At 70.5% G+C, this 21,995-nt stretch carries 26 protein-coding genes, 1 tRNA gene, 2 pseudogenes and 1 riboswitch; of the genes and pseudogenes, 12 read left to right on the top strand and 17 right to left on the bottom strand.

The genetic code is table 11. The features are described 5' to 3' along the window. Window positions 1–244 precede the first annotated feature (244 nt). The 5 genes from D1350_RS11715 (at window position 245) to D1350_RS11695 (ending at window position 3,988) form a co-directional block, all read left to right on the top strand. Window positions 245–865, top strand: a complete 621-nt coding sequence (locus D1350_RS11715; RefSeq protein WP_125776191.1) for a GNAT family N-acetyltransferase — start codon at window positions 245–247, stop codon at window positions 863–865. A 309-nt stretch (window positions 866–1,174) separates the two neighbouring features. Further along, window positions 1,175–2,029, top strand: coding sequence for a hypothetical protein (locus tag D1350_RS11710; protein ID WP_125776190.1), 855 nt, complete (start codon window positions 1,175–1,177; stop codon window positions 2,027–2,029). 102 nt (window positions 2,030–2,131) lie between these two features. Then, window positions 2,132–2,204 (top strand) — tRNA-Ala (locus D1350_RS11705). Between the two features lie 128 nt (window positions 2,205–2,332). Beyond that, window positions 2,333–2,647, top strand: coding sequence for a helix-turn-helix transcriptional regulator (locus D1350_RS11700; RefSeq protein ID WP_240644047.1), 315 nt, complete (start codon window positions 2,333–2,335; stop codon window positions 2,645–2,647). Between the two features lie 3 nt (window positions 2,648–2,650). Beyond that, window positions 2,651–3,988: a tyrosine-type recombinase/integrase gene (locus D1350_RS11695; RefSeq protein WP_125776189.1), complete on the top strand. Its 1,338-nt coding sequence runs from the start codon at window positions 2,651–2,653 to the stop codon at window positions 3,986–3,988. Window positions 3,989–4,048: 60 nt separating this feature from the next. On the opposite strand, the gene D1350_RS11690 is transcribed toward D1350_RS11695, so the two are convergent. Together D1350_RS11690 and D1350_RS11685 are read right to left on the bottom strand one after the other, a co-directional pair. Then, the gene (locus D1350_RS11690; protein WP_125776188.1) at window positions 4,049–5,113 is read right to left on the bottom strand and encodes a ParB N-terminal domain-containing protein; all 1,065 of its coding nucleotides are present in this window, start codon (window positions 5,111–5,113) and stop codon (window positions 4,049–4,051) included. Next, window positions 5,110–5,943: a hypothetical protein gene (locus D1350_RS11685; protein ID WP_125776187.1), complete on the bottom strand. Its 834-nt coding sequence runs from the start codon at window positions 5,941–5,943 to the stop codon at window positions 5,110–5,112. Before D1350_RS11685 ends, D1350_RS11690 begins: the two co-directional genes overlap by 4 nt. Before the next feature lie 742 nt (window positions 5,944–6,685). On the opposite strand from D1350_RS11685, the gene D1350_RS24120 reads away from it, so the two are divergent. Further along, window positions 6,686–6,919 (top strand): hypothetical protein, encoded by a 234-nt coding sequence (locus tag D1350_RS24120; protein ID WP_125776186.1) that lies wholly within the window; start codon window positions 6,686–6,688, stop codon window positions 6,917–6,919. A gap of 17 nt (window positions 6,920–6,936) precedes the next feature. Next, window positions 6,937–10,641, top strand: coding sequence for a MobF family relaxase (gene mobF, locus D1350_RS11675; protein WP_240644046.1), 3,705 nt, complete (start codon window positions 6,937–6,939; stop codon window positions 10,639–10,641). A gap of 16 nt (window positions 10,642–10,657) precedes the next feature. On the opposite strand, the gene D1350_RS11670 is transcribed toward mobF, so the two are convergent. From D1350_RS11670 to D1350_RS11640, 7 genes are all read right to left on the bottom strand, one after another. Next, window positions 10,658–10,861 carry a hypothetical protein gene (locus D1350_RS11670; RefSeq protein ID WP_125776185.1) on the bottom strand — a complete coding sequence of 68 codons (204 nt, stop codon included), beginning with the start codon at window positions 10,859–10,861 and terminating at the stop codon, window positions 10,658–10,660. Window positions 10,862–10,872: 11 nt separating this feature from the next. Further along, entirely contained in the window at window positions 10,873–11,220 is a 348-nt protein-coding gene (locus D1350_RS11665) for a hypothetical protein (RefSeq protein ID WP_125776184.1), read from the bottom strand. A 320-nt stretch (window positions 11,221–11,540) separates the two neighbouring features. Beyond that, window positions 11,541–12,050: a hypothetical protein gene (locus D1350_RS11660; protein ID WP_125776183.1), complete on the bottom strand. Its 510-nt coding sequence runs from the start codon at window positions 12,048–12,050 to the stop codon at window positions 11,541–11,543. A gap of 273 nt (window positions 12,051–12,323) precedes the next feature. Further along, window positions 12,324–12,656: a hypothetical protein gene (locus tag D1350_RS11655; RefSeq protein WP_125776182.1), complete on the bottom strand. Its 333-nt coding sequence runs from the start codon at window positions 12,654–12,656 to the stop codon at window positions 12,324–12,326. Next, a complete protein-coding gene (locus D1350_RS11650) occupies window positions 12,653–13,516 on the bottom strand; it encodes an HAD family hydrolase (protein ID WP_125776181.1) in 864 nt (287 codons plus the stop codon). Before D1350_RS11650 ends, D1350_RS11655 begins: the two co-directional genes overlap by 4 nt. Then, window positions 13,513–13,848 carry a hypothetical protein gene (locus tag D1350_RS11645; RefSeq protein WP_125776180.1) on the bottom strand — a complete coding sequence of 112 codons (336 nt, stop codon included), beginning with the start codon at window positions 13,846–13,848 and terminating at the stop codon, window positions 13,513–13,515. The genes D1350_RS11650 and D1350_RS11645 overlap by 4 nt, the downstream gene beginning before the upstream one ends. A gap of 74 nt (window positions 13,849–13,922) precedes the next feature. Continuing rightward, on the bottom strand, window positions 13,923–14,195 hold the full coding sequence (locus tag D1350_RS11640) for a hypothetical protein (RefSeq protein ID WP_125776179.1): 273 nt from the start codon (window positions 14,193–14,195) through the stop codon (window positions 13,923–13,925). 216 nt (window positions 14,196–14,411) lie between these two features. On the opposite strand from D1350_RS11640, the pseudogene D1350_RS24970 reads away from it, so the two are divergent. Next, window positions 14,412–14,531, top strand: a pseudogene (locus D1350_RS24970) (helix-turn-helix domain-containing protein); the annotation flags it as partial. Between the two features lie 134 nt (window positions 14,532–14,665). Here the strand turns inward: D1350_RS24970 and D1350_RS24885 are convergent. Beyond that, window positions 14,666–14,914 (bottom strand): annotated as a pseudogene (locus D1350_RS24885) (HAD hydrolase family protein); the annotation flags it as partial. A 36-nt stretch (window positions 14,915–14,950) separates the two neighbouring features. On the opposite strand from D1350_RS24885, the gene D1350_RS11630 reads away from it, so the two are divergent. Then, window positions 14,951–16,216, top strand: a complete 1,266-nt coding sequence (locus D1350_RS11630; protein ID WP_125776177.1) for an NsdA family TPR-like regulatory protein — start codon at window positions 14,951–14,953, stop codon at window positions 16,214–16,216. A 57-nt stretch (window positions 16,217–16,273) separates the two neighbouring features. On the opposite strand, the gene D1350_RS11625 is transcribed toward D1350_RS11630, so the two are convergent. Both D1350_RS11625 and D1350_RS11620 read right to left on the bottom strand, forming a co-directional pair. Next, a complete protein-coding gene (locus tag D1350_RS11625; protein ID WP_125776176.1) occupies window positions 16,274–16,540 on the bottom strand; it encodes a hypothetical protein in 267 nt (88 codons plus the stop codon). A gap of 25 nt (window positions 16,541–16,565) precedes the next feature. Further along, the gene (locus D1350_RS11620; protein ID WP_125776175.1) at window positions 16,566–16,790 is read right to left on the bottom strand and encodes a hypothetical protein; all 225 of its coding nucleotides are present in this window, start codon (window positions 16,788–16,790) and stop codon (window positions 16,566–16,568) included. Between the two features lie 190 nt (window positions 16,791–16,980). Here D1350_RS11620 and D1350_RS11615 point away from each other — a divergent pair, with 190 nt between their 5' ends. Then, entirely contained in the window at window positions 16,981–17,565 is a 585-nt protein-coding gene (locus tag D1350_RS11615) for an HD domain-containing protein (protein WP_125776174.1), read from the top strand. Window positions 17,566–17,711: 146 nt separating this feature from the next. On the opposite strand, the gene D1350_RS11610 is transcribed toward D1350_RS11615, so the two are convergent. The 4 genes from D1350_RS11610 to D1350_RS11600 all read right to left on the bottom strand — a co-directional run bounded on the left by D1350_RS11610 (window position 17,712) and on the right by D1350_RS11600 (window position 19,925). Beyond that, window positions 17,712–18,305 (bottom strand): DUF305 domain-containing protein, encoded by a 594-nt coding sequence (locus D1350_RS11610; RefSeq protein ID WP_206074515.1) that lies wholly within the window; start codon window positions 18,303–18,305, stop codon window positions 17,712–17,714. Between the two features lie 96 nt (window positions 18,306–18,401). Next, the gene (locus tag D1350_RS11605) at window positions 18,402–18,803 is read right to left on the bottom strand and encodes a four-helix bundle copper-binding protein (RefSeq protein WP_125776173.1); all 402 of its coding nucleotides are present in this window, start codon (window positions 18,801–18,803) and stop codon (window positions 18,402–18,404) included. A 192-nt stretch (window positions 18,804–18,995) separates the two neighbouring features. Continuing rightward, on the bottom strand, window positions 18,996–19,142 hold the full coding sequence (locus D1350_RS23730) for a hypothetical protein (RefSeq protein WP_164545142.1): 147 nt from the start codon (window positions 19,140–19,142) through the stop codon (window positions 18,996–18,998). A gap of 99 nt (window positions 19,143–19,241) precedes the next feature. Further along, window positions 19,242–19,925: a TetR/AcrR family transcriptional regulator gene (locus tag D1350_RS11600; RefSeq protein ID WP_164545141.1), complete on the bottom strand. Its 684-nt coding sequence runs from the start codon at window positions 19,923–19,925 to the stop codon at window positions 19,242–19,244. A gap of 103 nt (window positions 19,926–20,028) precedes the next feature. Between D1350_RS11600 and D1350_RS23725 the strand changes: the two genes are divergently transcribed. Both D1350_RS23725 and D1350_RS11595 read left to right on the top strand, forming a co-directional pair. Then, window positions 20,029–20,196, top strand: coding sequence for a hypothetical protein (locus D1350_RS23725; RefSeq protein ID WP_164545140.1), 168 nt, complete (start codon window positions 20,029–20,031; stop codon window positions 20,194–20,196). After that, on the top strand, window positions 20,196–20,702 hold the full coding sequence (locus D1350_RS11595) for a DUF2269 domain-containing protein (protein ID WP_206074514.1): 507 nt from the start codon (window positions 20,196–20,198) through the stop codon (window positions 20,700–20,702). The genes D1350_RS23725 and D1350_RS11595 overlap by 1 nt, the downstream gene beginning before the upstream one ends. 134 nt (window positions 20,703–20,836) lie before the next feature. Here D1350_RS11595 and D1350_RS11590 read toward each other — a convergent pair whose 3' ends face one another. Continuing rightward, a complete protein-coding gene (locus D1350_RS11590) occupies window positions 20,837–21,601 on the bottom strand; it encodes a C40 family peptidase (RefSeq protein WP_125776171.1) in 765 nt (254 codons plus the stop codon). Beyond that, window positions 21,600–21,769, bottom strand: a riboswitch (cyclic di-AMP (ydaO/yuaA leader). (Overlaps the previous gene by 2 nt.) Window positions 21,770–21,995 lie beyond the last annotated feature (226 nt).

Below are 21,995 nucleotides of genomic sequence, written 5' to 3'. Positions count from 1 at the left end.
TGTTCCAAACCTTCTGGGACAGAATTGTTCCGTGGGGCTACGAAGGAAGCGGGGTGTCGCTGTGCGCTTGCTCGGCGGGTCAAGATCGTCGGTCCGTGGTAGACCCTCCCCCAAGGGGGCTGCGCTCGCAGAGCGTGACAGGGGGCACACTGATATGAGCTTCAGGCCGGCGGATGCGCCGTGGGAGGGGTTCCGGGAGGCGGAGACGCCGGCGGCGACCCCCAGGTTCGCGAAGGGGTGGACCATGGCCAAGCCGTGGCCGGTGACCTTGCGCGAGGACACGCCCAAGGGTGTGGTGGTGCTGCGGCCCCTGCGCCGGCGCGACAGCGCCGACTGGATGCGCCTCCGCTCCGAGAACGCCTCGTGGCTGGAGCCGTGGGAGGCGACGTCGCCGTTCCCCGGCGGCGACCGCCAGCAGGTGGCGACGTTCGGCGAGTACGTGCGCGCGCTGTCCGCTCAGGCCCGCTCCGGCACCACGCTGCCGTTCGGCGTCGAGCTCGACGGCGCTCTCGTGGGGCAGCTGACGGTCTCGTCCATCACCTACGGGTCGCTGTGCTCGGCGAGCATCGGGTACTGGGTGGGGCAGGAGGTGGCCGGCCGGGGTGTCACGCCGACGGGCGTGGCCATGGCCACCGACTACTGCTTCCTCGTGCTGGGTCTGCACCGCGTCGAGATCAACATCCGTCCGGAGAACGGGCCGAGCCTCCGCGTGGTCGAGAAGCTCGGCTTCCGTGACGAGGGGCTGCGTGAGCGTTTCCTCCACATCCAGGGCGCCTGGCGCGACCACCGCACCTTCGCGCTGACCGCTGAGGAGGTCCCGGGTGGCCTCCTGGCGCGCTGGCAGCGCACCCGGGACGCGCTGTAGAGAACTCGCCCGGGGGCGGACACGCCGGATGAAGTCCCCGAGGGCGCGGCATGGCTCGCCTACCGTCGACACGTGGAAGCGTCGACCGCAGGACTCACAGCCGCGATGCTGTTCGTCCTGTGGCTGGGGTACTGGGTGCCCTACCTTCTGCGGCACCGGGGTCAGCTGGCAGAGGCCCGGGTGTCCGATCGTTACTCGACAGCGCTCCGTGTCATCGCAATCGGTGGGGATGAACCGGTCGTGATGCGGCAAAATACCACCACAACGCCGTCGGCAAGGCTCGAAGCAGGGCAGGGAGGGGCGATGGTCATGAGCAGCACCCCAGGAACGAGGGGATCGGCAGCTTCCACGCGCCCCGGATCCGCCCTGGAGATCCAGCCGCAGCTCTCCGCCCGCCAGCGTCTCGTCCTGTTCGAGGCACGGACGCGCCGGGCCGCGCGGGCCCGACGGCGCCTCATCGTCACCGTCCTCCTGTTCCTCTCGAGCGCGGCGGCGTGGACCTGCGTGGTGCTCGACCTGGTGCACTGGGGTGCGGCCGTGGCGCCGTCGGCCCTCCTGCTGCTCGTGCTGATCGCGGGCCGGCGCGCCGCTATCGCCGCGCGCCGTGCCGAGGCCGCGTGGGCCGCAGCCCGGCACCGGGCGCGGCAGCGCGCCACCCAGGCGCGCGCGCTCGCCAACGGCGGCCCGTACGTGCCGCGCAACCGCATGCGCGTCACGGGCGTGGCCGTGCACGGGTCGGAGGCGGCGACGCAGGCGATCCCGCTCGTCGAGAAGCGGGACATCCTCGACGAGATCCTGGACGAGCCCCGTGAGGAGCCCGTCACGGTCCTCGAGGTCGACGCGAAGGGTGTGGTGGCTCCGGCCGAGGAGGCGCTGGGCGGCGGGCTCGCCTGGAACCCGGTCCCCGTGCCGCTGCCCACCTACGTGACGAAGCCGGCGGCGCCGCGGCGGGAGCCGACACCGCTGGCGTCGCGCGGGGAGTCGTCGCGTGCTGGGGCCGAGCCGGCCGCCGAGGCGCCGTCCGTGGCGGAGGTGCTGCAGCCCGACATCGCGGAGCAGCGTGCTGAGGACGAGCTCATCCGCGGCGACGTGCCCCGCACACGCACCGAGACGCTGGCGCAGCCGCTCGAGGAGATCCTCGCGCGACGGCGGGCGGCGGGCTGATCCACTCCTTGCCCGGTGTCGCGCGGGTCCTGCCGTGACTCGCGCGACACCTGGTCAACTTGCGGATCACCTGCACCGGAGTGCTAGTCTTCTGCAGTCCGAGGGGCTATGGCGCAGTTGGTAGCGCGTCTCGTTCGCAATGAGAAGGTCGGGGGTTCGAATCCCCCTAGCTCCACCGATTGAGGGCCGTTGAGTCTGGCGTAATGCCAGGTCAGCGGCCCTTTCGGTTTCTGCCGGACCGCCACGACGAAGGGCGGCCGAGTGAAAATGCCACGGATTGTGCCACGCATTAGGCGTCGACCGATGCGTACGAGCGGGCGTGGACGGGTGGTGTGCCACGCGCACCTGACGTTCATGGACCACCACACCGAGAACTCCGAGAACCTCTCGCGGACACCGCTGTGGACGCTTGACGAGCTGTGCACCAAGCTCCGCGCCACGCCGCGGACGGTCCACGGCTGGCGGCGGCGCGGCACGGCGCCTGCCGCGTACAAGATCGGCCGGCACCTGATGTTCGACGAGGCGGACGTGCGCGCCTGGTTGGAGGCGCGGCGGACGACGTCGGCCGTGGACGACGACGCCGATGGCACCGGGACCGATGACGGGTCGGGGTGGTGAACCGTGACCATCAACGGGCTCAAGCCGGGACAGCACGGCGAGATCTTCATCGCGCCCCATGCGAAGAAGTGGCGAGCGAAGGTGCGTGTGCGACTGTTCGACGGCTCCGAGACGCAGGTCTCGCGCGTCGGTCCGACGGGCGAGGAGGCGCGACTCCGGGTGCAGGACGCGGTCGCCGAGCGGCTGGGCGCGCCCCAGGGGTCGATGGATCTCAAGCCGGACAGCAAGGTCGGTGCCGCCTGTCGGCAGTGGATCAACGAGCTGCGGGTGCGGTCGGGGTGGGCGAACCCGCAGATCCGCCCGCAGACGGTGGACGAGTACGAGCGGCTGCTGGGCAACCACGTGGTTCCGCGGCTGGGCAAGCTGCGCCTGAACGAGCTGACGCCCGCCCGATGTCAGGCCTGGGTCGACGGCATCGTGGCGCGTGGTCAGGGCAAGAAGCACGACCTGATCAGTACGACGATCAGCGCTCGAGGAGCGTTCATCGCGGTCCTGGACCGGGCCGTGGTGCATGACGCGCTGCGGGACAACCCTGTGCGCAAGACGATCCCTCCGGCCAAGAAGAGGCCCGACCCGAAGGCGATGACGACGACGGACGTGTACCGCCTGCGCGCCGCCGTTCGTGCGTGGGAGGCCTCCCGGATGGGTCAGCCGGGCCCGAAGCCTACGGGGCACCTGCCGGTCGCGGTGGACGTGATGCTCGGGACCGGGATGCGGATCGGCGAGGTGATGGCGCTCCGGTGGGGTGAGGTGAACCTGTCCCCGGACGGGCTGCCGACGATCTCGGTCGAGGCGACCCTGGCCGACGTCAAGGGGCAGGGCACCGTGCGCCAGGCCATGCCGAAGACGGACGCGGGGGAGCGGACCATCATCATCCCGGCGTTCCTGGCCGCGTCGCTGGAGTCGATCCGTCCGGCGGTCACGACGGCGGAGATGCCGGTCTTCCCGTCCCGGCGCTTCCGCGACGGCCGCAACGTGCTCACCCCGCAGACGCCCCACAACATCCGGCGATCACTGCGCGCAGCGCTGGAGGAAGCCGGGATGGTGGGCGAGGTTTACCCGCACCTGCTGCGCAAGACCGTCGCAACGGTCGTCGCCCGCAAGATGGGAGTCGCCGACGCCGCTGCCCTCCTGGGGCACAAGATCGACGGCGGCGTGACCGGCCGGCACTACATCGAGCGGCTGCGACTGGCGCCGGACACCTCGGCAGTGCTCCAGGCCATGGTCGAGATCGGGCAGGAGGAGGCTGCGGGGACGGAGCGGGTCGATGCCGCTCCGAAGGTGACGGCACGCGCGGTTGTCGCGCAGGACGTAGAGCTGGGCGACGGCTCGGGCTGGTGAGCCTGCCCGACTGGCCGGGGGGCTGGACCCATGGGGTCCGGCCCTCCGGGCGCTTCTCGGCTATGTCGTCTGTGCGGGCCTGCGGCGTCGCGAGCGCTTGCCGCCACTCTTGTTGGGCTCGGCGATGGGAGGGGTTCGCGCGTTGCGGCCTGTGTCGCGGAAGGTGGTGATCTGGTCGGTGAGGTGTTCGAAGTGGTTCCAGTCCTCGTCGCTGGCGCTGGTCGCGACGGCGGCGGGGTCGGCGCCGGTGGATCGGCCGGAGAGGGTCTGCCAGAGGTTGTCCCAGGCGCGCAGGGTGTCGCCGAAGTCCTCGCCGGCCGGTGTCTTCGCTCGCGGCTTGGAGGGCTTCGCGGGGTTCTTCGTCGTGGCCTTGGTCGTGACGCGGGCGACGGCTCGGGCGGCGTCGGTGGCGAGGTCGTCGGCGGTGACCGGGGTGATCGCGGGGCGGGTGGGGTCGAGGGCGGCGATCTGGGTCATGGCGTGGTCGTAGGTGGGGAAGGTGGGTGCGCCGGCCTGGATGTCCTCCACGGCCAGAGCGGCGAGCTGGCGGGCGACGGGGGTGGCGGTCTCGTCGTCCGCGATGGCGCGCAGGGCGCTGATGCGTTCGAGGCGTTTGTAGGCGGCTTTGCCGGTGACCAGGACCGCGGCCTTGTGCCGGGCGTCGCCGGGGCGTTGTGGTTCCGGCACGTTGCCGGGACCGCCCGGTTCCGTCTCGTCGGGTGTCGGGCTCGGCGCCTTGAACGTGGCGTGGAAGCGGGTGGCGGCCTGGCGGCGGGCGGCTTCCTCGCGTTCGACGGTCAGGATCTCGTCGTACAGCTCGGACTCCTCGACCGGGTTCAGCGGCTTGCGTTGGGTGTTCTCCTCCCGCTCGGCGAGCAGGGCGGCGAGGCGGGTGGAGATTCCGGAGCGGACGTGGACGGCGATGGTGGTCCAGCCGAGGCGGCGGGCGGCTTCCAGGCGGCGGCGCCCGCAAATCAGGACCCCGTCCGGGGTGACGGTGATGGGCTGGAGCAGGCCGAGCCGGTCGATCGATGCGGCCAGGGGTGCCAGGTCGCCGAGGTCGTGGCGGTGACGGGCGCCGACGGTGATGGAGTCGACGGCGCGGTGCAGGGCGTTGTCGCTCACGCGGCCACCACCTGAGGCCGGGCCGCGAGCAGCGCCGTGACGAGGGTGTCGTCGGCAAGCAGGGACCGGACCGGTTCACCGGTCAGCAGCCGGCACAGCACCCCCGGCTGCGATGCCCGCGGCGTGCTGGTTCCGATGAGGGCCCGGCACAGGGCGGTCCAGGTGCGGGGTGGGACGTCGAGCAGGCGGGGCAGGGTCAGGTCGCGGCGTAGCGCTTCGTACGCCCGCTGGGGGTTCCCGGTAGTGGCGAGGCGGTCGCAGACGTGGCCGACGCCGAGCTCGGCGACCGCGCGGGGCCAGCCGAGCGAGCACAGCAGCTCGACGGCGTTCGCCATACAGATTCGCACCTGCACCGGGGTCAGACCGCCGGAGCCCCGCCTGGTGGCGTCGGTCCCCGGCTCGTCCGTGGGGAGGTTGGTCATCGTGTCCGTGCGGTCGCCGAGCCGGACCGCCTGGGCCAGGCCCGTGTCGGTCAACAGGCGGCGGGCGGTGCTGGTGGAGCAGAGCAGGGCGTCGGCGCGCTCGTCCGCGGCGAGGGTGAGGCGCACGGCGTGGGTGACCACGGCCCAGGGATCCCGCGCCCCGAGCGTGGCCGGGGCGCGCAGGACGTGGAACGCCGCAGCGGCGGCGTCCATCGGCTGCTGGTGGTGCTTGCGTGCCAGGGCCGCGTACCGGGTCGCGCACAGCTCCAGCAGAGCGCTCGCCTGCGGGTCGCCCGCCCACGCTTCCGGGTCGGCCTGGAGGCGGAGCAGCAGGGCCCGTAGTCCCTCGCTCGTCGTGAACGACGCGCCGGCCGGGTCCGGGGCGTGGTCATCATCGGTGGTGGTCATGGTGTTCGCCTCCTCGGCCGCGATGTGGACTCTGGTGTCGAGGATGACGAGCGCCCGCATCCGGTCGCGCACCCCGGACTTGGGGTGCGTGGCAGCCGTGGCCCCGGGACGCGTGCCGTCGGTCCCGGTCAGGTGCGCACCCCCGTGCGCACCCCGGAAGACCGCTCCCGGCAGGACAGTCCGACGCTCGGGGGCTGGCCGCCCACGCCGAACCCGCACCGCGGGAACACCGCGCGTAGCTGGGCGCGGCGACGGTCGCTGGGCACGCGCGGTGGGTCGCGGTGCGTGGCGTGGCGGACGGGTTCATGCGGGTCATGCCCAGCACCGTGTCACACGGAAATCGCGCAAAACGCATTGGTGAAACCGCGCAGGGACGCTGCCGGGAAGCGTTCGTGCAGGTCAAAACCGCGCGCTACTCGTCCTTGCCGCCTGCCCGCGCGATGCCGCCTGGCGCGGTTGTTCGGCGATGCCCGCCCACGTGCCCGCCCACGAGCCGGACGGTCCAGCCACGTGCGGGAGACCGGCCCGGAACCGTCACCAGCAGAACAGAGCGCACCGGCCCCACCGTTCTGGTGCGACCCGTCAAGGGCTCGGCCGGAGCGTGTCGTCGCGTCAGGGATGTGTGCGCACTCCTGGGGCGCTCGGCCGTGCGCGGCGGGGCGTTGGCGCCGTGGGCCGGCCACTCAGATCGGGGCGACGGCCGGGGGGCGTACGCGCACCTGGCCGTCAGGAGGTCTCCGCCATGCCCACTTCCACAGCACCACCCATCACCACCATCACCATCACCATCACCATCACCATCACCATCACCATCACCATCACCATCACCATCACCATCACCATCACCATCACCATCACCATCACCAACACCAACCCACCAGTCACACCTCAGGCAGTTGAGGGCGGGGCTGCGGTTGCAGTGGATGTCACCGCACTCGGCAGCGCCGGGTGCCGGGCTGAGGGCGGTTCGCGGTGACGGTCTCGGTGCGGAAGATGAGCGCGGGCAACGGGTATGAGTACCTGTTGAAGTCGGTCCGTAACGCCGACGTCGACGCCCCCGCCCCGACCCCGGGGGAAGAGTTGGCAGGTTCGTGGGTGGATCCCGTCGCGGCGTACTACGTCGAGGCGGGGACCCCGCCGGGGTTCTGGCTCGGTGCCGCCGTCCAAGACCTGGGACACGGGGAGCTGGCTCCCGGGGATGGGGTGACTACGACGCACTTGCAGCGGCTGCTGGGCGCGGGCGTCGACCCGATGACCACGGAGCCGCTGGGTCGCCGGTACCCGGCCTACCGGCCGGTGGGGGAGCGGGTCGAGGAACGCGCCGCCCAGCTCGACGCGGACCTGTCGCCGGAGGAGCGGGCGGCGGCGGTGGACGCGATCACCGCGGACGAGGTCGCGGCGGGGGACCGGACTGCGACGGCAGGGTTCGACCTGACGTTCTCGGCCCCGAAGTCCGTCTCGGTGTTGTGGGGCCTGTCGGACCGCACTACGCAGGGGTTGATCTTGGCGGCGCACCACCAGGCCGTCGCCGAGACCGTCGCGTTCATCGAGGCCCACATCGCGAGTACGCGGGTGGGCACCGACGCCGGGGACGGGTCCGTCGCCCATGTGGACGTGACGGGGCTCGTGGGCATGGGGTTCGACCACTGGGACTCCCGTTCCCACGACCCCCAGCTGCACACCCACCTCGTGGTGGCGAACAAGGTGCGGGCGGTGGTGGACGGCAAGTGGCGGACGCTGGACTCGAGGGCACTGTTCAACGCGAACGTCGCGTTCTCGGAGTTCTACAACGCGGTCCTGGCCGACCGCCTGACCGCCACCCTGGGGGTGACGTGGTCGCGGCGGCAGCGCGGCCGGGACCGGTCGGCGGTCCTGGAGATCGACGGCATCGGTGACGGGCTTCTTGGTGAGTTCTCGTCGAGGTCGGTGGAGATCGAGCACTGCGCCGACGCGCTGATTCGTGAGTACCGCGAGAAGCACGGGCGCGAGCCGTCGAGGCGAACGATCGTCAAACTCAGGGCGCAGGCGACGTTGGCGACGCGTCCGCCGAAGACGCTGCGGTCGCTGGGCGACCTCACCGGCTGGTGGCACCAGCGCGCGACCCGCGTCCTGGGCAGCGACTCCCGGGCGTGGGTCCGGGGTCTGCTGGCCGGCGCCGCGCGCCGCGCGAGCGCTGGTGCAGGCGCGGCGCGGTTGTACTCGGCGGACCAGGTCCCGGACGAGGCGATCACCGGTGCCGCCGCTGCGGTGCTTCTGGTGGTGGGGGACAAGCGCGCCACATGGCGGCACTGGAACCTGTGGGCCGAAGCCGAACGCCAGACCAACACCTGGCGGTTCACCACCGCAGAAGACCGCACACAGGTAGTGGCCCGGATCGTCTCTATCGCCGAGGGTTCCAGCGTCGCCTTGACGCCGCCGGACCTGGCTCCCACGCCGCAGTTCCTGCTCCGCCCGGACGGCACCAGCACCCTGTGCCCGAAGCACGCGGCCGTCTACACCTCCGAAGCTGTCCTTCAGGCCGAGGAGCGGTTGCTGACCCTGTCGGCCGACACGACGGGCCCGGCCGTGGCCGGGTCCCTGCTGCGGTCCGTCACCGGCGACGCCACCGGCCAGGGGATCGTCTCGGCCTCGCAGGGCGAGGCGGTGCTATCGGTCGCAACGTCCGGCCGGGTGGTCGACGTGCTGGTGGGTCCCGCCGGGACCGGGAAGACGACCACGATGCGGTTGCTGCGCGCCGCGTGGGAGAACGCCCACGGCACCGGGTCGGTCGTCGGTCTCGCCCCCTCGGCCGCCGCTGCGGAGGTCCTGGCTGCCGAGCTGCGGGTCGGGTGTGAGAACACCGCGAAGTGGCTCACCGACCACGCCGCCGGAGCGACGGCGTTTCGGCCCGGGCAACTGGTCATCGTGGATGAGGCGTCCTTGGCCGGCACCCACACCCTGCACGCGATCACGGCGCACGCCGCGAGCGTGGGGGCGAAGGTGCTGCTGGTCGGGGACCCGGCCCAGCTCTCCGCCGTGGAGACCGGCGGAGCGTTCAACCTCCTGGTCACAGAGAGGAAGCGCACGAGCGGGGATGTGCCGGAGCTGACCGAGGTCCACCGCTTCACCCACCCGTGGGAGAAGACCGCGTCCCTGCGCCTACGTGACGGGGACGCCGGGGTGCTCGCCGTCTACGAGGAGCGCGACCGCATCCACGCAGGGACGACGGAGGAGATGGTCCGGGCCGCGTACGAGGCGTGGAAGACCGACAGCGACGATGGGAGGGTCTCGGTGCTGATCGCGGCGGACGGGGCGACGGTCACCGACCTGAACCGTCGCGCCCGCGCCGACCGCGTCCTCGCCGGGGCCGTGGACGGCGGGCGTGCCGCCCGTCTGACCGGTGATGTCGAAGCCTCGGCGGGTGATGTGATCGTGACGCGGCGCAACGACCGCACCCTGCGCCACGGAGGCGACGGGTGGGTGCGTAACGGCAACCTCTGGCAGGTGCTTGCCGTGCACCGGGACGGGTCGGTCACCGCCCGCCGCATCGACCCCGACCAGCAGGCTCGTAAAACGCTCACCAGCACAAATACCCGTGGCAGGAACCGCATCGGGGAATCCGTGCACGCCCGGCGCGCAAACGCGCACCCCGGCGGGACGGTCCGGCTGCCAGCCGCCTACGTCGCCCGGCACGTGGATCTGGGCTACGCGATCACCGCCCACCGCGCCCAGGGCCTGACCGTCGACACCGCCTACACCGTCGCCACCCCGGCCATGACTCGCGAGGCGCTGTACGTCCCGCTCACCAGAGGCCGGGACGCCAACGTGGTGTTCGTGCCGGTCGACCAGCCCGACCACGACCAGAACCACGACCACGCGGCCACCGGACACGCGGACCACGAGATCCCCGACCACGCCCGAGCGAGGACGGTCCTGGCCCGCATCCTCGCCCGCCCCGGTGGCGAGCCCACCGCCCACGAGACCCGACACGCCGAGCACGAGCAGTACGGCTCCATCGCGCGCCTGGCCGCCGAGTACGACACCATCGCCACCCTCGCCCAACGACCCCGCTGGCAACACCTCGTCACCCACACCCTTAGGGCGCAAGACTTCACACGGGCAGAGGTCGCCGCCGTGGTGGAGTCCGACGCGTTCGGACCACTGTGCGCGCAGCTGCGCCGCGCCGAAGCCAACGGCCACCCGGTCGACACCCTGCTCCCACGCCTCGCGCGCTCACGGAGCCTGTATGACGCGGACGACGTCGCGGCCGTCCTGCACCAGCGCGTCGAGCACGCCACCACTCGCCCAGCAACCCGCCGGCCGCACCTGATCGCAGGACTGGTCCCCGAAGCCCTCGGTACCCTCCCGGACGACGTCCGCGAAGCGCTCCACGCCCGCGCCGACATCATCGAACGACGCGCACACGACCTCGCCCAGAAGGCCATCCGAGATCGTGAACCGTGGCTACGGCGCCTGCCACCCCGGCCAACCGGGACTGCCGCAGACCAGGGGTGGAAGCAGTTCGTCGCCGTCGTGGCCGCGTACCGTGACAAGTACGCGATCACCGGCGACACCCCACTCGGAGACGCACCTACCAGCCTCGTCCAGCGCGACGACGCCCGCCGCCTGGCCATCACACTCCGCTCGATCGCTAGCGTCCCCGAGCAGGCGGAGCGGCGCCCGAGTGGCGGTGTCCGGCACTCCGGCCCGGGGCTGTGAGGTGCCGGTACGCGGGTCAGTGGCTTGTGCGCCGCAGAACGGGTTCGCCCTGGATGAGGCTGCTGAAGCGGCGAGCGACGTAGGACACGTGGAAGGAGACCGGCTCGTAGTCCAGATGCGGTGTGGTTGCCAGGTGCTGGGTGATCCATGCCTCGGTCTCCGCGGCCGATCCTTCGCACTGGGCCCGGTCGGCCAGGCAGATTACGCGGCGTCCGTCCATGAGGTCCGAGCCTAGAGCCTCACGTAGAGCGGCGGGGGAGGCTGTGGACCGCGCCCGGCGGCCTCGGCCTCGCTCATGCCGGCCAGGACCGCGATCACGGCACCGACATGCGCGGCGTCCTGAGCTGCACGGTAGGCGCGCCCCCGTGCGTTCAGGTCCATCTCTCCGCGTACCACTTCGAACGCGGACACCCACGCGGCAGCCGTCGCTCCGTCGCATCTGCCCGGTCCGGCCTCACCGCGCCCCGACGCGGTGAGCTCGTAGGCGTTGACCCCGTCTGCGAACCGTTCTCGTTGCGCGGCTGTCAGGTCCACGCCGGTGCTTGTCAGCCACGCGTTGATCGCGCGATCCTCGGCCATCTTGATTCACTTCCACCCGATTGCTGCCCTCTGATTGGGCACCTACCGTACGCGGCGGTCACGCCGCTCGCGGCGGAAACGCCGTCACCTGTGGCGGACGCACCTGCGGCCCGCCATCCCCACGGGCGGGGGTGGCGGGCCGCGGTGGGTTCGGCGCAGAGGGCACCGGTTGTCGGCTTACGCGGGGCTGCTGCCGGAGCTCTCGCTCTTGCCGGAGCCGGGGCAGGTGCCTCCGCTGGGCTTCTGGTGGGTGTTGATGGAGCCGCCTCGGACTCCGGTTCGCTGCTTGCACTCGGGGCAGACGACAGACGTGGCCATGGTCAGACGACCTCCAGGACGCGGTACTTGTTGTCGGCGCTGCGTCGCTCACCGGCGCGCAGGGTGTGCAGCAGATGGACATGCGACGCCGCGCCAGAGTGCCAGATGACGTTGAACCCGAACGGGTGCGCGCCCCGGTTCGGCCGGGTCGAGTACCGCTGGACCTCGGCGATCTCACGCAGCTGGGAGTTGATCACGAGTGCAGTGATCCACGCCTCGACGTCGACCATGCGGACCTGGCCGCCCGGCTGGATCGCCAGGTCGGCGGGCGGGACCGGTGCGGGCGGCTCGCCCTCGACGACGACCTCTTCGGTGGAGTAGTCGCCGCCGCTGTGCACGGCCTGGAGGTAGACGGCGCCCCCGCCGGGTGCCTGGAGCACGAACCCCATCGTGGCCTCCATGCCCGCGTCGCGCGTGACTCCCGCCTCGGACCACTCGATGAGCTGCACGCCCTCGGGCAGGTGGGGTTCGAGGAGCTGGGTCAGCCACGGGATGAATCGAGAAGCGCGCATGGTCCCAGGGTAGGTGGTCGAGGCTGGCCCGGGGCGGGTCGCCGGGGGTGGCGGTGGAGGCCGAAGTGGTCGATTCCTGGCGAGCTGGTCGAGCATGTGTTGTCCCTCTCTTTGATTCTGTGCGGTCGGAGCGCAGTCGGATCTGGGCTCCGGAGGTCGGCGGGCCAGGGCTCCCTGGGGTCGGGAGCCCCGGCCCGGTTCCCGTCGTCGCTGGCGGGCTCGCGGCCAGGCGGGGGGCAGGCGCCCGGCCGCAAGATCGGTGGTCGGGCAGGCCTACAAGGGCCGGGCCACGTCGAGGAGGTAGAGGCCGCCGCGGTTCGCGTCGTAGCGCCACTTCGGGCGACCGTCGCCAGTCAGGGCGTAGGCGTATCCGGCGGCGACCAAGGCACGTTCCAGGTCGAGCATCGTCGCCCCAACAGCGCTCGGAAGGTTGGCGTGGTGGGCGATCATCGCGTCGCCGTCCCCGGTCCAGACCTCGCACGAGGCCAGTGCCGGGCCCGTGCCCGCGAGCCGGACACGCACCGAGACGGGGTGCAGGCGCGGGTGCAGGCTCGCCGCGAGGTGGCGGACCTCGCGCAGCAGCTCGACCGGCGGCGCGGCGGTCACGAACCCGCCCCGGCCAACGCCTGGGCTTCCACATCGGGTCGCTGGGCAGGTTCGGTGAGCAGGTCTCGGAGCACGGTCGCCGCGCCGTGCTCCGAGAGGGTGCTGGTGATGTGGTCGGCGGCATCCTGCACCACCATCGGGGCGTGACCCATCGAGTAGGAGCGGGCGGCCCACTCCATCGCCTCGATGTCGTTCACGCCGTCGCCGACGAACACTGTGTTAGCCGGAGCAACCCCGACGTGGCGGCGGACAGCGTCTAGGGCCGAAGCCTTGGACAGTCCGGCCGGGGTGACATCCAGCCACGACGGGGAGGCAGGGTTGACCGTGACGCCGAGGTTGCGGACCGGCTCCATCAGCAGCGCGGTGGCGTTCGGGGCCGACAGGATTACCCGGGGCGCGGGCTCCGCAGCCAGGTCGTCGTCGGAGACGACGATCTGGCGTCCGTTGACCTCAGCCCGATGGAACAGCTCGGAGACGTGGTAGCCCCAGCCGACCTCCTCGACCGCGACCCGCACCCCCGGGCACAACCGGCGGGCCAGGTGAAGGACCGGGGCGACGTCGAGGGTCTGGCAGGAATCGACCCGGTACCCGGACGGCCACGTCCGGTCCAGCCGCGCGGTCACCGCACCATTCGACGCGACAACCCACGACCCGTCCAGCCCCAGGGCCTCCCCGAGCGGGAGCACGCCGACCAGGGAACGTCCAGTGGCCAGCACGACGACATGCCCTGCCGCCACGACCTCGGTGACCGCCTGGCGGGTGACGGCGGGGATGGTATTCGTCCCGTCCGGACACAAGGTCCCGTCGATATCCAGAGCGACCAGCAGCCGCGCCCGGGCCATGTTCTCGGTGGTGGTCATCGCACGTCCTCCGTCGTATCCGTTGCTGCGTCGCTCGGCGCGGCCGTCGTGGTGGGCGGAGTCCGGCGGGGCAGGGAGTCGGTCAGCCGCGCTTGCCGCTGTTCGGCACGGGGTGCGGGGTCGCCGATGACGACGCAGGTCGCGCCCTCAGGTTCCAGTTCCAGAGCCACCCGTGACCGGACCGACGCGAGGCGCGCTTGGGCGAGCAGGATGACCAGGCGGGCGTTATGGAACTTCGCGGTCTGGACGACCTGGCTGATCGTGAACGTGTCGAAGCGGTCGGTAACGATCTGCGCCAGCGCCAGACCCTCGACCTGGGCGTAGTCGGTCACGGCGTCCCGCTGGCAGTCCAGCGCCTCCCCCTCCGGAGCGCACACATACCCGACGGCCACAGGGCTCGGTGCGCTCACCGCACTGCCCCCAGCGGGCGGCGCAGCACAGACCGGACTTGAACCTCGAGCCCGTCGTGCACCCCCGTCCACAGGGTGAGTTCCGGGACGAACATCCGGTGATCGAGCGGGACGTCCAGACCGAGGGCTCGGGCGATGGCCTCGCCCTCGGCCATCACGATCGGCTGGAGGCAGACCCGGTCGCGGGTCACGGTGACCAGCTCGAAACGGTCGCGCCCGACGGCGTCGACAATCCGGGATGCTGCGTGAAGTCCGTGATCGATACCCATCGGGCACCACCTCTCGTGGCTGGTGGCGGGACCAGGGGCGTCCCACCGGCATCACGCCGGCTTGGTCTCAACCCTCGGGGAATGCGCCCTGGAGTTGGACTGACAGGGGGTACGCGTTTCGGCGTACAGGCGCGGTCAATCGACAGGGGACGTCGCGTGGCAGCTCGGTCAACACTGACTCCGATGTAGGGTGCAGCCCCGCACGGGGACGTCGGCGTGGTCGCGGCGTTCGTGTTCAAGCTGCTGCGCAGCGCGGTCGGGCGCCGCCAGACCGACATCGCCGAGTACCTGCGGGTCGACGTCAGCACGATCCAGGGATGGGAGAGCGGACGACGTCCGCCGTCAGCGCTGAGTGGTACGAGCCTGTCGCGGGTGCGCAACAGCCTCATTGCCCTGGGCGCACCGGCGGCGGCAGCCAACCTGCTCACCGGGAGAACGACCGCGGCGCGTGATCGGCCCGTCACGGCGCCGTTGGACGCGACGAGCCAGCCGGAGGTCAGCCCGAGCTGCTGGGAGACCGGGACCACGCCGACGAGCGAACACCCCGTGGCGAGGACGACCTCGATCCCTCGGGCGAGCACGTCAGTGACCGCTTCCCGCGTCGCGTCCGGCACGATCCCGTCCCGGCCGACCAACGTCCCGCCGATATCCAACGCGACGATCTGGGCGGTACGGGTCACTGGCCCTGCAAGAGCCGCCTCTTCCGTGGGCTGCTGCATATCGGTTCCCCCTGCGTTTCGTGTCAGCCCTCGGATATGGGACTGTCGTTACGCTTCAAGCCAACCGGCTCGGACCAGGGAGTAGAAGGCATGTCGCGTTCACAGCCGTTCACAACGGTGGGTGCCCGGCTTCGGCTGGCGCGCGAGGCAGCGGGCCTGAGCCTGGATCAGATGGCCTTGCGAACGCACTACGGCAAGACCACCCTGACGTACTACGAGCGCGGTTTCCGGCCGGTCACGAGCGAGGTCATCGCGCAGTACGAGGAAGCCCTCGGTACTCCGATCGACCTGGACTCGGTCGCGACGCTGGAGTACGTCGGACGTGCAGACGTCGACCGCCGTAGCTTCATCCGTGGAGCGGCATACACCGTCGGCCTGAGTGCGCTGGCGCTGGCCAACGGGGAGGATCTAGCGCGCATCATGGCGCAGTCCGGCGGCTCGGTGGCCGGCGTCAGGACCGTGGAGGCGATCCGTCGCGTGACTGACTCCTTCATCGTGGCTGACGAGACGCTGGGCGGGGGTGCCATGCGTACGGCGGTGGCCGAGTTCTTGGCCTCCGACGTAGCGACCGTCCTGCGGGGCAGGTTCGCCTCCGAGGCGGTCCGGGGCCAGGCGTTCTCAGCGGCGGCCGAGGTCGCCTACCTCGCCGGATGGAAGGCTCACGACAGCGGGCTCGACGGTCTCGCCCAGCGGTACTACCTCTGCGCCCGGAACCTGGCACGCGAGTCCGGCGATGCGGGGCACGAGGCGTTCATCCTGCGCATCCTCGCTCTCCAGGGCTGCGACCTCGGGCAGCGGGTCTACTCGGTGCGCCTCGCGGAGGCGAGCCTGGCCCGGGCCAAGGAGGGGGCGGTGGACGAGGACACTGAAGCGCTCTTCCACGTTGCCGTGGCCCGCTGCCAGGCCGAGACCGGAGACACCTCGGGGGCGGCGCGGACCATGTCGCGTGCGCCGAGGCTCTTGTCCGAGCGGACCGAGAACGCCCCCCGATGGGCGGCGCAGTGGTGCTCGAACAAGGCCACTCTCCTGAACCAGGCGGCGAAGACGTTCACGGCCATGGGCGACGCCAAGGAGTCCGTGCAGTTTCTCGCGGAGGTCACCGGCCAGTGGGACCCCAACAGCAAGGCCCGCATCTGGGCGCTGTCGATGGCTGAGCTCGGACACGCCCAGTGGGACGTTGGCGACGCCGCAAGCGCTACCCGGACGTGGAGCGAAGCCCTGCCGGTGCTCCAACGGCTTGACTCCGACCGGACGTCGAAGGCGGCGGCGGCGATCAACCTGGCCATGGTCGGCGGGAAGTGAAAAGACCTCCCGCAACCCTCTCAGGCCGCGGGGGCGTCCTCGTTGGTGCGTCGGGGGCTATAGCGGCTCGCTGAGATCTACGGGTTCGCCCGCAGGCTCTGCCTCGGCTCGTAGGGCCACGGTTGCTACCGTCGTTTGGATGCTGTCTCCGTCCCACGAGACGTTCGACAGATGGGTCTCGCCTTCGTATCCGAGGTCGAGCTCGTACACGCCTCTCTGTCCGCTCCACGCGTGCTCGACGCGCTGCCCGACGGTGAATCTCGGCACCGGGACACCCAACAAGCTGCGGCGGTCCGCGTGGCGCTTCTTGCCCCCGCTGTTCATGGCGGAAACGGTATCGTCCCTGCTCCTAGCCCGTCGGGTCCTCCGTCGTGGCCGGTGGTGTCAGGCTGATAACGAACGGGTCGGCGGTGGTGCCTGTGCCAGTGACGGTGATCCCGTCTCCGAGGAGTCCGGTCGCGGTCCGGGGAGCGGGAGCCCACTGCCAGCGGGAGGCGATCGGCTCGGAGGCGTGCTCGGTCCCGGCCCAGGAGTAGCGGTACTCGGGGTGTCCGGTGAGTCGCCCCGGAACCACGGGCGGAGCATGCCTCCGTGCTCCATCAAGGCGCCTGCGGCGGCGATGGCTTCCCCGACTGCCTGTCTCGACGCATCGACAGGGGTCCAGGACGCCATCCATGATGGCGTGGACCAGCGTGCCCACCGTGAGTTGTCCGATGTGTACTTCGCCATCCGACTCGCCGGGCGATGACCAAGGAGGCACCCGCATGACCGACCACGTGACCGACCCGGAAGCTGCGAGCGTCGCGAACTTCGCCCATGAGATGGGTGTGCTCAAGCGTCTGCGTCGTGCCGGGTGGTGGCAGGCCGGTGTGCGTGACCCTGAGTCGGTCGCCGAGCACAGCCTCCGCGTGGCCCAGCTCGCGGCCCTCATCGCGGCCGAGGAGGGCGCCGACCCGGCACGTGCTGCGTATCTCGGTCTGTGGCACGACTCGCAGGAGACCCGGATCACCGACCTCCCGCACTCGGCTCGTCCCTACCTCGGCAAGGCGAACAACGAGACGATCACCCGCGACCAGGTCGCCTACCTGCCCGACGCCGCCGCCAAGACCGTCAGCGAAGCCGTCGTCGAGTACGAGGCGCAGGGGACCCTGGAAGCCCGGTGCGCCAAGGACGCCGACAAGCTCGAATGCCTCCTCCAGGCCCTGGAGTACCGGGCCGCCGGGCACCAGTACGTCCAGAAGTGGATCGACAGCTCGCGGGCCGGACTCGGCACCACCTTCGCCGCGCGCGTCGCCGACGCCGCCCTGACGGGGAGCCCCATGGCGTGGCACGACCAGGCCCAGCCCTGACCAGCCGCTGCGCCAGTGCCTGCTTCTCGTCCTCGCCGAGCGTCACGGGCTCGATGATCTCGGTCATCCTGCCTGCTTCCCGCCAAGCCTGCGCTCGGCGTGTCAGGCCGAGACCCACCCACCGTTAATCAGACAGACCTGTAGTACTAGTTGCCGGGACACTGGCGTTGGGCGGGCTGGTCGAAGTCCGGGACCGCTCGTTCCTGCGCCTGCTGGGACGTCGTGACGACGCCGTTGGCCTCGATGTCCTGGATGAGCCAGTCCATCTCGCGGATCTCGCGCCGCTGCGCTTCGCTGATCTCGACGGCGAGCTCGCACACGCGCACGTCCTGGATGCCGGCGCGCTCGGACCGGGTGATGGCCAGGGAGTGGTGGGGGATCATCGCGCGCATGAACGCGGTGTCGTCGACGGTGGCCTGGGTGCGGTCCAGGACCGTGCCTCCGGCTAGGAGGAGGACGCTGGCGGCGACCACGGCGATGTTGGCCTTGGTGTTCTTGTACATGTTCAGCATCCAGGCCAGCATGACGAGCCCCATGGTGCCGCCCATGGTGATGGCCATGAAGATGCGGCTCTGGCTGAAGCGCACGTGGTCCCACTGCCACGAGCCGATGAACATGACCCAGTACATGACCACCATGGCCGTCAGAAGCATGGCCGCGAAGCGAAGGTACATCTTCGTGGAGTGCGAGGCACCCCGGTCGTGGCCGTGCTCGTGCTTGCGCTCGTCCTGGTTCTCCATGGCCACCGTTTCCGCCCTCTCGGGTTGACTGCGCGTTTGATGGATCGGCCCGGGAGCGTGAACTGAGTGGTCCCGGGCCGTGTTGCTCGGTCCTTCTCAGGTGAGCGCGGCGAGCAGCTCCTGGCACGCGGCCTCGCACTGGCGGCAGCACTCGGCGCACACGGCGCAGTGCTGGTGCATGCCGGCGTGCTGCTGGCACTCGTCGCCGCAGGCGCGACAAGCAACGATGCACGCCTCGAGCTGGGCGCGGGTGATGTTTGCGTCGTAGCCGGTGTGGCGGGACAGCACGCGAGCGGTGGTGGCGCAGACGTCGGCGCAGTCGAGGTTCGTGCGGATGCACTTGCGCAGGTCGGCGACCATATCCTCGCTCAGGCAGGCGTCGGCGCATGCGGTGCACGCCTGCGAGCACTCGACCAATGTGTCGATCACACGGGCCAGGATCTGGCGGTCGACGTTCATCGTGGCGGGGTAGGTCTCGAGCATCTCGGCGGTCTTCATGATTCCTCCAGCATCGACGGGGTCGCGCGACCGTTCCGGTCGTGGGCATGCCTACTCGACGCTAGGAGCGAAGACCGGTGCTCGCACGACGTCTGGGCCGTCGGCCAGTACAACGACCCGTATATCGTGGCCTCGCCTGCGGTTACGACGTCGCCGCCGTCCTGCACGGGAATCGAGCACGCCACCACCGGCTCAGCAACCCACCGGCCACGCCTGGGCGCCGTGCTGGTCGCCGAAGCTCCCGGGCCGGTTCCGGGCGACCTCCGCGAAGCCCTCCACGCCCGCGCCGAGCTCATCGAACAACGCGCCCATGACCTCGCCCGCCAGGAGGGACGCCATGCGCGCGGCGGGTCGCGGCGCGTGGTCTGGCGGGCGGTCTCATGCGGGTCATGCGCAGCACGGTGCCACACGAACCGTTCGTGCAAGTCAATCCGCGCGCTACTCGTCCTTGCCGACGCGTCTGGGCAACTGTTGGCGGTCACCATGGTCGCGTTGAGGCTCGTGATGAGTCGTGGTCGTTGCGCTCGGTTTGCCGTCCCGGGCCTGCGGTGAGTATGCGAGTCCGTCCAGAACCACGCACGTGAATGCGGCAACCCCGGCGAGGTCCTTGGCACTGCTGGACGATTCCAGGGCCCGGCGGCAGTACTCAGCGAGGTCGTCCGGGTCGACGTCTGTGCGGACAAGGCCCTCGGCCGCGGCCTGCGCGATGAGGCCGGCGAACACGCTGTGTAGACGACGCTCAGCATCCGCGACCTCGGGGCCGCGATGAACGAGCGGGCTGACATCGGCGGACGAGTGCTTTCCCCGGTGGAAGCAGATCGACGCGTAGGTGGTGGCGACGGCCACAAGCCGAGCGCCCGTCGGCTCCGCTGCATCGCGCAGGTCCTCGAGGGTCCGGAGGTGGTCCTCGACGTGCCGCGTATGGTGCGCCACGAGGATCGACTCAATGTCTGCGAAGTACTTGTAGAGGGTCGCGCGACCGATCCCAGCAGCCTTTGCCACCTGCGACATGGTCAGCGAGAACGGGCCTTGTTCTTCGGCCAGACGCCAGGCCGCCTCCGTGATGGCGTCCCGCACTGATCGGCGATGGCCGTCGATCGATTCCTCCCACAGCTTCGGCATCAGCCAATTGTACGGCTCGTCGTCGTCGTGACACTCTGACAGTAGCCAATACACTTTGTATACAGGATCTGATCTGCCCGGCAGCTGACACGAGGAGACGACCATGACGGAGAACACATCGGACGCGGCGCCCGGCAAGCCTCGAGAGCCCCATCCGGGGCTGCCCCGCTGGGTCAAGTTGCTGGCGATAGGCGCTGCGACAGCAGCTGTCGCGCTCGTTCTGGTCATGCTGCTCGTGGGCGGCGAGCACGGCCCTGGTATGCACGGCTGATGTCGATGTCTCCGGCGATCCGGAAACTGATGCTGACGGTTCACATCGCCAGCTCAGTGGGCTGGCTCGGCGCCATCGTCGCCTACATCGCCCTGAACGTGCCCATCTATGCAAGTGACGACCAGCAGATCGTGCGGGCTGCGTACGTGATGATGGAACCAGTGTTGCGGTATGCGTTGATCCCGCTCGCCGCGATAGCGCTCGTGACCGGGATGGTCCAGGCCCTCGGTACGCCCTGGGGATTGTTGCGACACTACTGGGTGGTGATCAGCCTGGTACTGACGGCCTTCGCGTTCGTGATCCTGGTGCTCCACCTGCCCGCGGTCGAGGCGATCGCCGCAGTCGCGGCGGACCCCGCCGGCGATGTCGACCAGCTCTGTGGGGATCTGTTCCACGCGGTCGGTGGGATGGTCGTGCTGCTCGTCCCGTTGGCTCTCAACATCTACAAGCCGCGCGGGATGACGCGGTACGGCTGGCGCCGCGCTCAGCGACCTCCTGCTGGATGACGTGTGGCGAGTGAGTCATGACCGCTCTAGCAGCCCACACGCCGGTGCGCCTGGTCCACAAGGGACCGGGCGCACCGGGATGTCACCCTGGAGTTCAGACTGTCGACGGGGTGTCGAGGCCTGCGGAGCAGGGCTCAGCCGACGCGGATGAAGGTCGGGCTGTCCTGCCAGAGCCTGCTGTAGCGCACGGTCTGACCTGGGACGGGGGCCTCGATCTGCATGCCGTCACCGGCGTAGATGGCGATGTGGCCGGGGCTCCAGATCAGGTCGCCGGGCTGTGCCTCGGCGCGCGAGACCACGGTGCCGGCGTAGCGCTGCTGCGACGAGGTGCGGGGCAGGGTGATGCCGACCTTGGCGTAGACGTACGAGGTGAAGCCGGAGCAGTCGAACCCGGCGGGGGTCGAGCCGCCCCAGAGGTACGGCACTCCGAGGTACTGCATGCCGATGGCGACAACGTCCGAGTTGGCGCCGGCGCGGACGGGTGCGGCCTCCTCCGGGGCGTCCGCCGCCGCGACGGGGGTACGCGTCTCGGTGCGCGAGGCGACCTCGACGACGGGCTCCGGCTCGGGGGCCGGCTCCGGCTCCGGCGCCGGGGTCACGGCGATCGTCCCGGTCTCGACGATGAACTCGGTGTTGGCGGCGACCGTCACCACAGGGGCTGAGGCCAGAGACTGGCGGGCGTCCGCAGTCAGCGCGTGGAAGTCGACGGTCGACACGGTTCGGTCGTTCGCGTTCGCAGGGGCGCTGAACATCCCCATGATGAGGCCGGAACCGGCGGCGACGACAGCGCCCCGGCGGGCGGCGGCGCCGACGCTGCGCGCAGCGGCGCGCGACAGGGGGGTCAGCGGGGTGATGGGGCTACGGGCAGCACGATGGCGCCCGGGCGAGCATGAGGTCACGTCGGTTCTCCTACCGCCTGCGAGGTGAGCTGTCGGGTTCGGGTCGGAGACAGACCCGGCCGCACTCCTACCTGTGCGGCTTCACCCCAAGGACACCGGTGGTGCCCACTTGCATGGGTCCCCCGTCCCTGTCATCTGGTCGTACGAACCTCGGGGCGGTGACAGGGCTCGGCGTCCGCCTCGGGCGCCCGCGGATTCTCCGCGAGGTGGATCGACCGTAACCCAGGATCGCGGAGATGTCACAGTCAGGTCACGACCGCCTGATCCCGCTCTTGCGACGTGACCGAAGTGTCCGGCTTGTGCGTGACCCGAGCCCGACATACCCGCCGGGGGTATCCTCAGTGCAGCCCAAGGTGCTCCCGGGGACGCCGCTCCATATGTCCAGCCGACCTGA

It is taken from the genome of Antribacter gilvus (assembly GCF_003946865.1).
In the GTDB taxonomy this organism is placed as follows: domain Bacteria; phylum Actinomycetota; class Actinomycetes; order Actinomycetales; family Cellulomonadaceae; genus Antribacter; species Antribacter gilvus.
This window is presented reverse-complemented; position numbering and strand designations above follow the sequence as displayed.

Coding starts and splice junctions, on each gene's coding strand:
- D1350_RS11595 (WP_206074514.1), top strand. CDS start 20,196: ATGTCGATGTCTCCGGCGATCCGGAAACTGATGCTGACGGTTCACATC.
- mobF (WP_240644046.1), top strand. CDS start 6,937: ATGAGCGCGGGCAACGGGTATGAGTACCTGTTGAAGTCGGTCCGTAAC.
- D1350_RS11700 (WP_240644047.1), top strand. CDS start 2,333: ATGCGTACGAGCGGGCGTGGACGGGTGGTGTGCCACGCGCACCTGACG.
- D1350_RS11625 (WP_125776176.1), bottom strand. CDS start 16,540: ATGAACAGCGGGGGCAAGAAGCGCCACGCGGACCGCCGCAGCTTGTTG.
- D1350_RS11615 (WP_125776174.1), top strand. CDS start 16,981: ATGACCGACCACGTGACCGACCCGGAAGCTGCGAGCGTCGCGAACTTC.
- D1350_RS11600 (WP_164545141.1), bottom strand. CDS start 19,925: ATGCCGAAGCTGTGGGAGGAATCGATCGACGGCCATCGCCGATCAGTG.
- D1350_RS11640 (WP_125776179.1), bottom strand. CDS start 14,195: ATGGGTATCGATCACGGACTTCACGCAGCATCCCGGATTGTCGACGCC.
- D1350_RS11710 (WP_125776190.1), top strand. CDS start 1,175: ATGAGCAGCACCCCAGGAACGAGGGGATCGGCAGCTTCCACGCGCCCC.
- D1350_RS11715 (WP_125776191.1), top strand. CDS start 245: ATGGCCAAGCCGTGGCCGGTGACCTTGCGCGAGGACACGCCCAAGGGT.
- D1350_RS23730 (WP_164545142.1), bottom strand. CDS start 19,142: ATGGCGTCCCTCCTGGCGGGCGAGGTCATGGGCGCGTTGTTCGATGAG.
- D1350_RS11660 (WP_125776183.1), bottom strand. CDS start 12,050: ATGCGCGCTTCTCGATTCATCCCGTGGCTGACCCAGCTCCTCGAACCC.
- D1350_RS24120 (WP_125776186.1), top strand. CDS start 6,686: ATGCCCACTTCCACAGCACCACCCATCACCACCATCACCATCACCATC.
- D1350_RS11605 (WP_125776173.1), bottom strand. CDS start 18,803: ATGAAGACCGCCGAGATGCTCGAGACCTACCCCGCCACGATGAACGTC.
- D1350_RS11685 (WP_125776187.1), bottom strand. CDS start 5,943: ATGACCACCACCGATGATGACCACGCCCCGGACCCGGCCGGCGCGTCG.
- D1350_RS11665 (WP_125776184.1), bottom strand. CDS start 11,220: ATGGCCGAGGATCGCGCGATCAACGCGTGGCTGACAAGCACCGGCGTG.
- D1350_RS11630 (WP_125776177.1), top strand. CDS start 14,951: ATGGGACTGTCGTTACGCTTCAAGCCAACCGGCTCGGACCAGGGAGTA.
- D1350_RS11610 (WP_206074515.1), bottom strand. CDS start 18,305: ATGGAGAACCAGGACGAGCGCAAGCACGAGCACGGCCACGACCGGGGT.
- D1350_RS23725 (WP_164545140.1), top strand. CDS start 20,029: ATGACGGAGAACACATCGGACGCGGCGCCCGGCAAGCCTCGAGAGCCC.
- D1350_RS11650 (WP_125776181.1), bottom strand. CDS start 13,516: ATGACCACCACCGAGAACATGGCCCGGGCGCGGCTGCTGGTCGCTCTG.
- D1350_RS11670 (WP_125776185.1), bottom strand. CDS start 10,861: ATGGACGGACGCCGCGTAATCTGCCTGGCCGACCGGGCCCAGTGCGAA.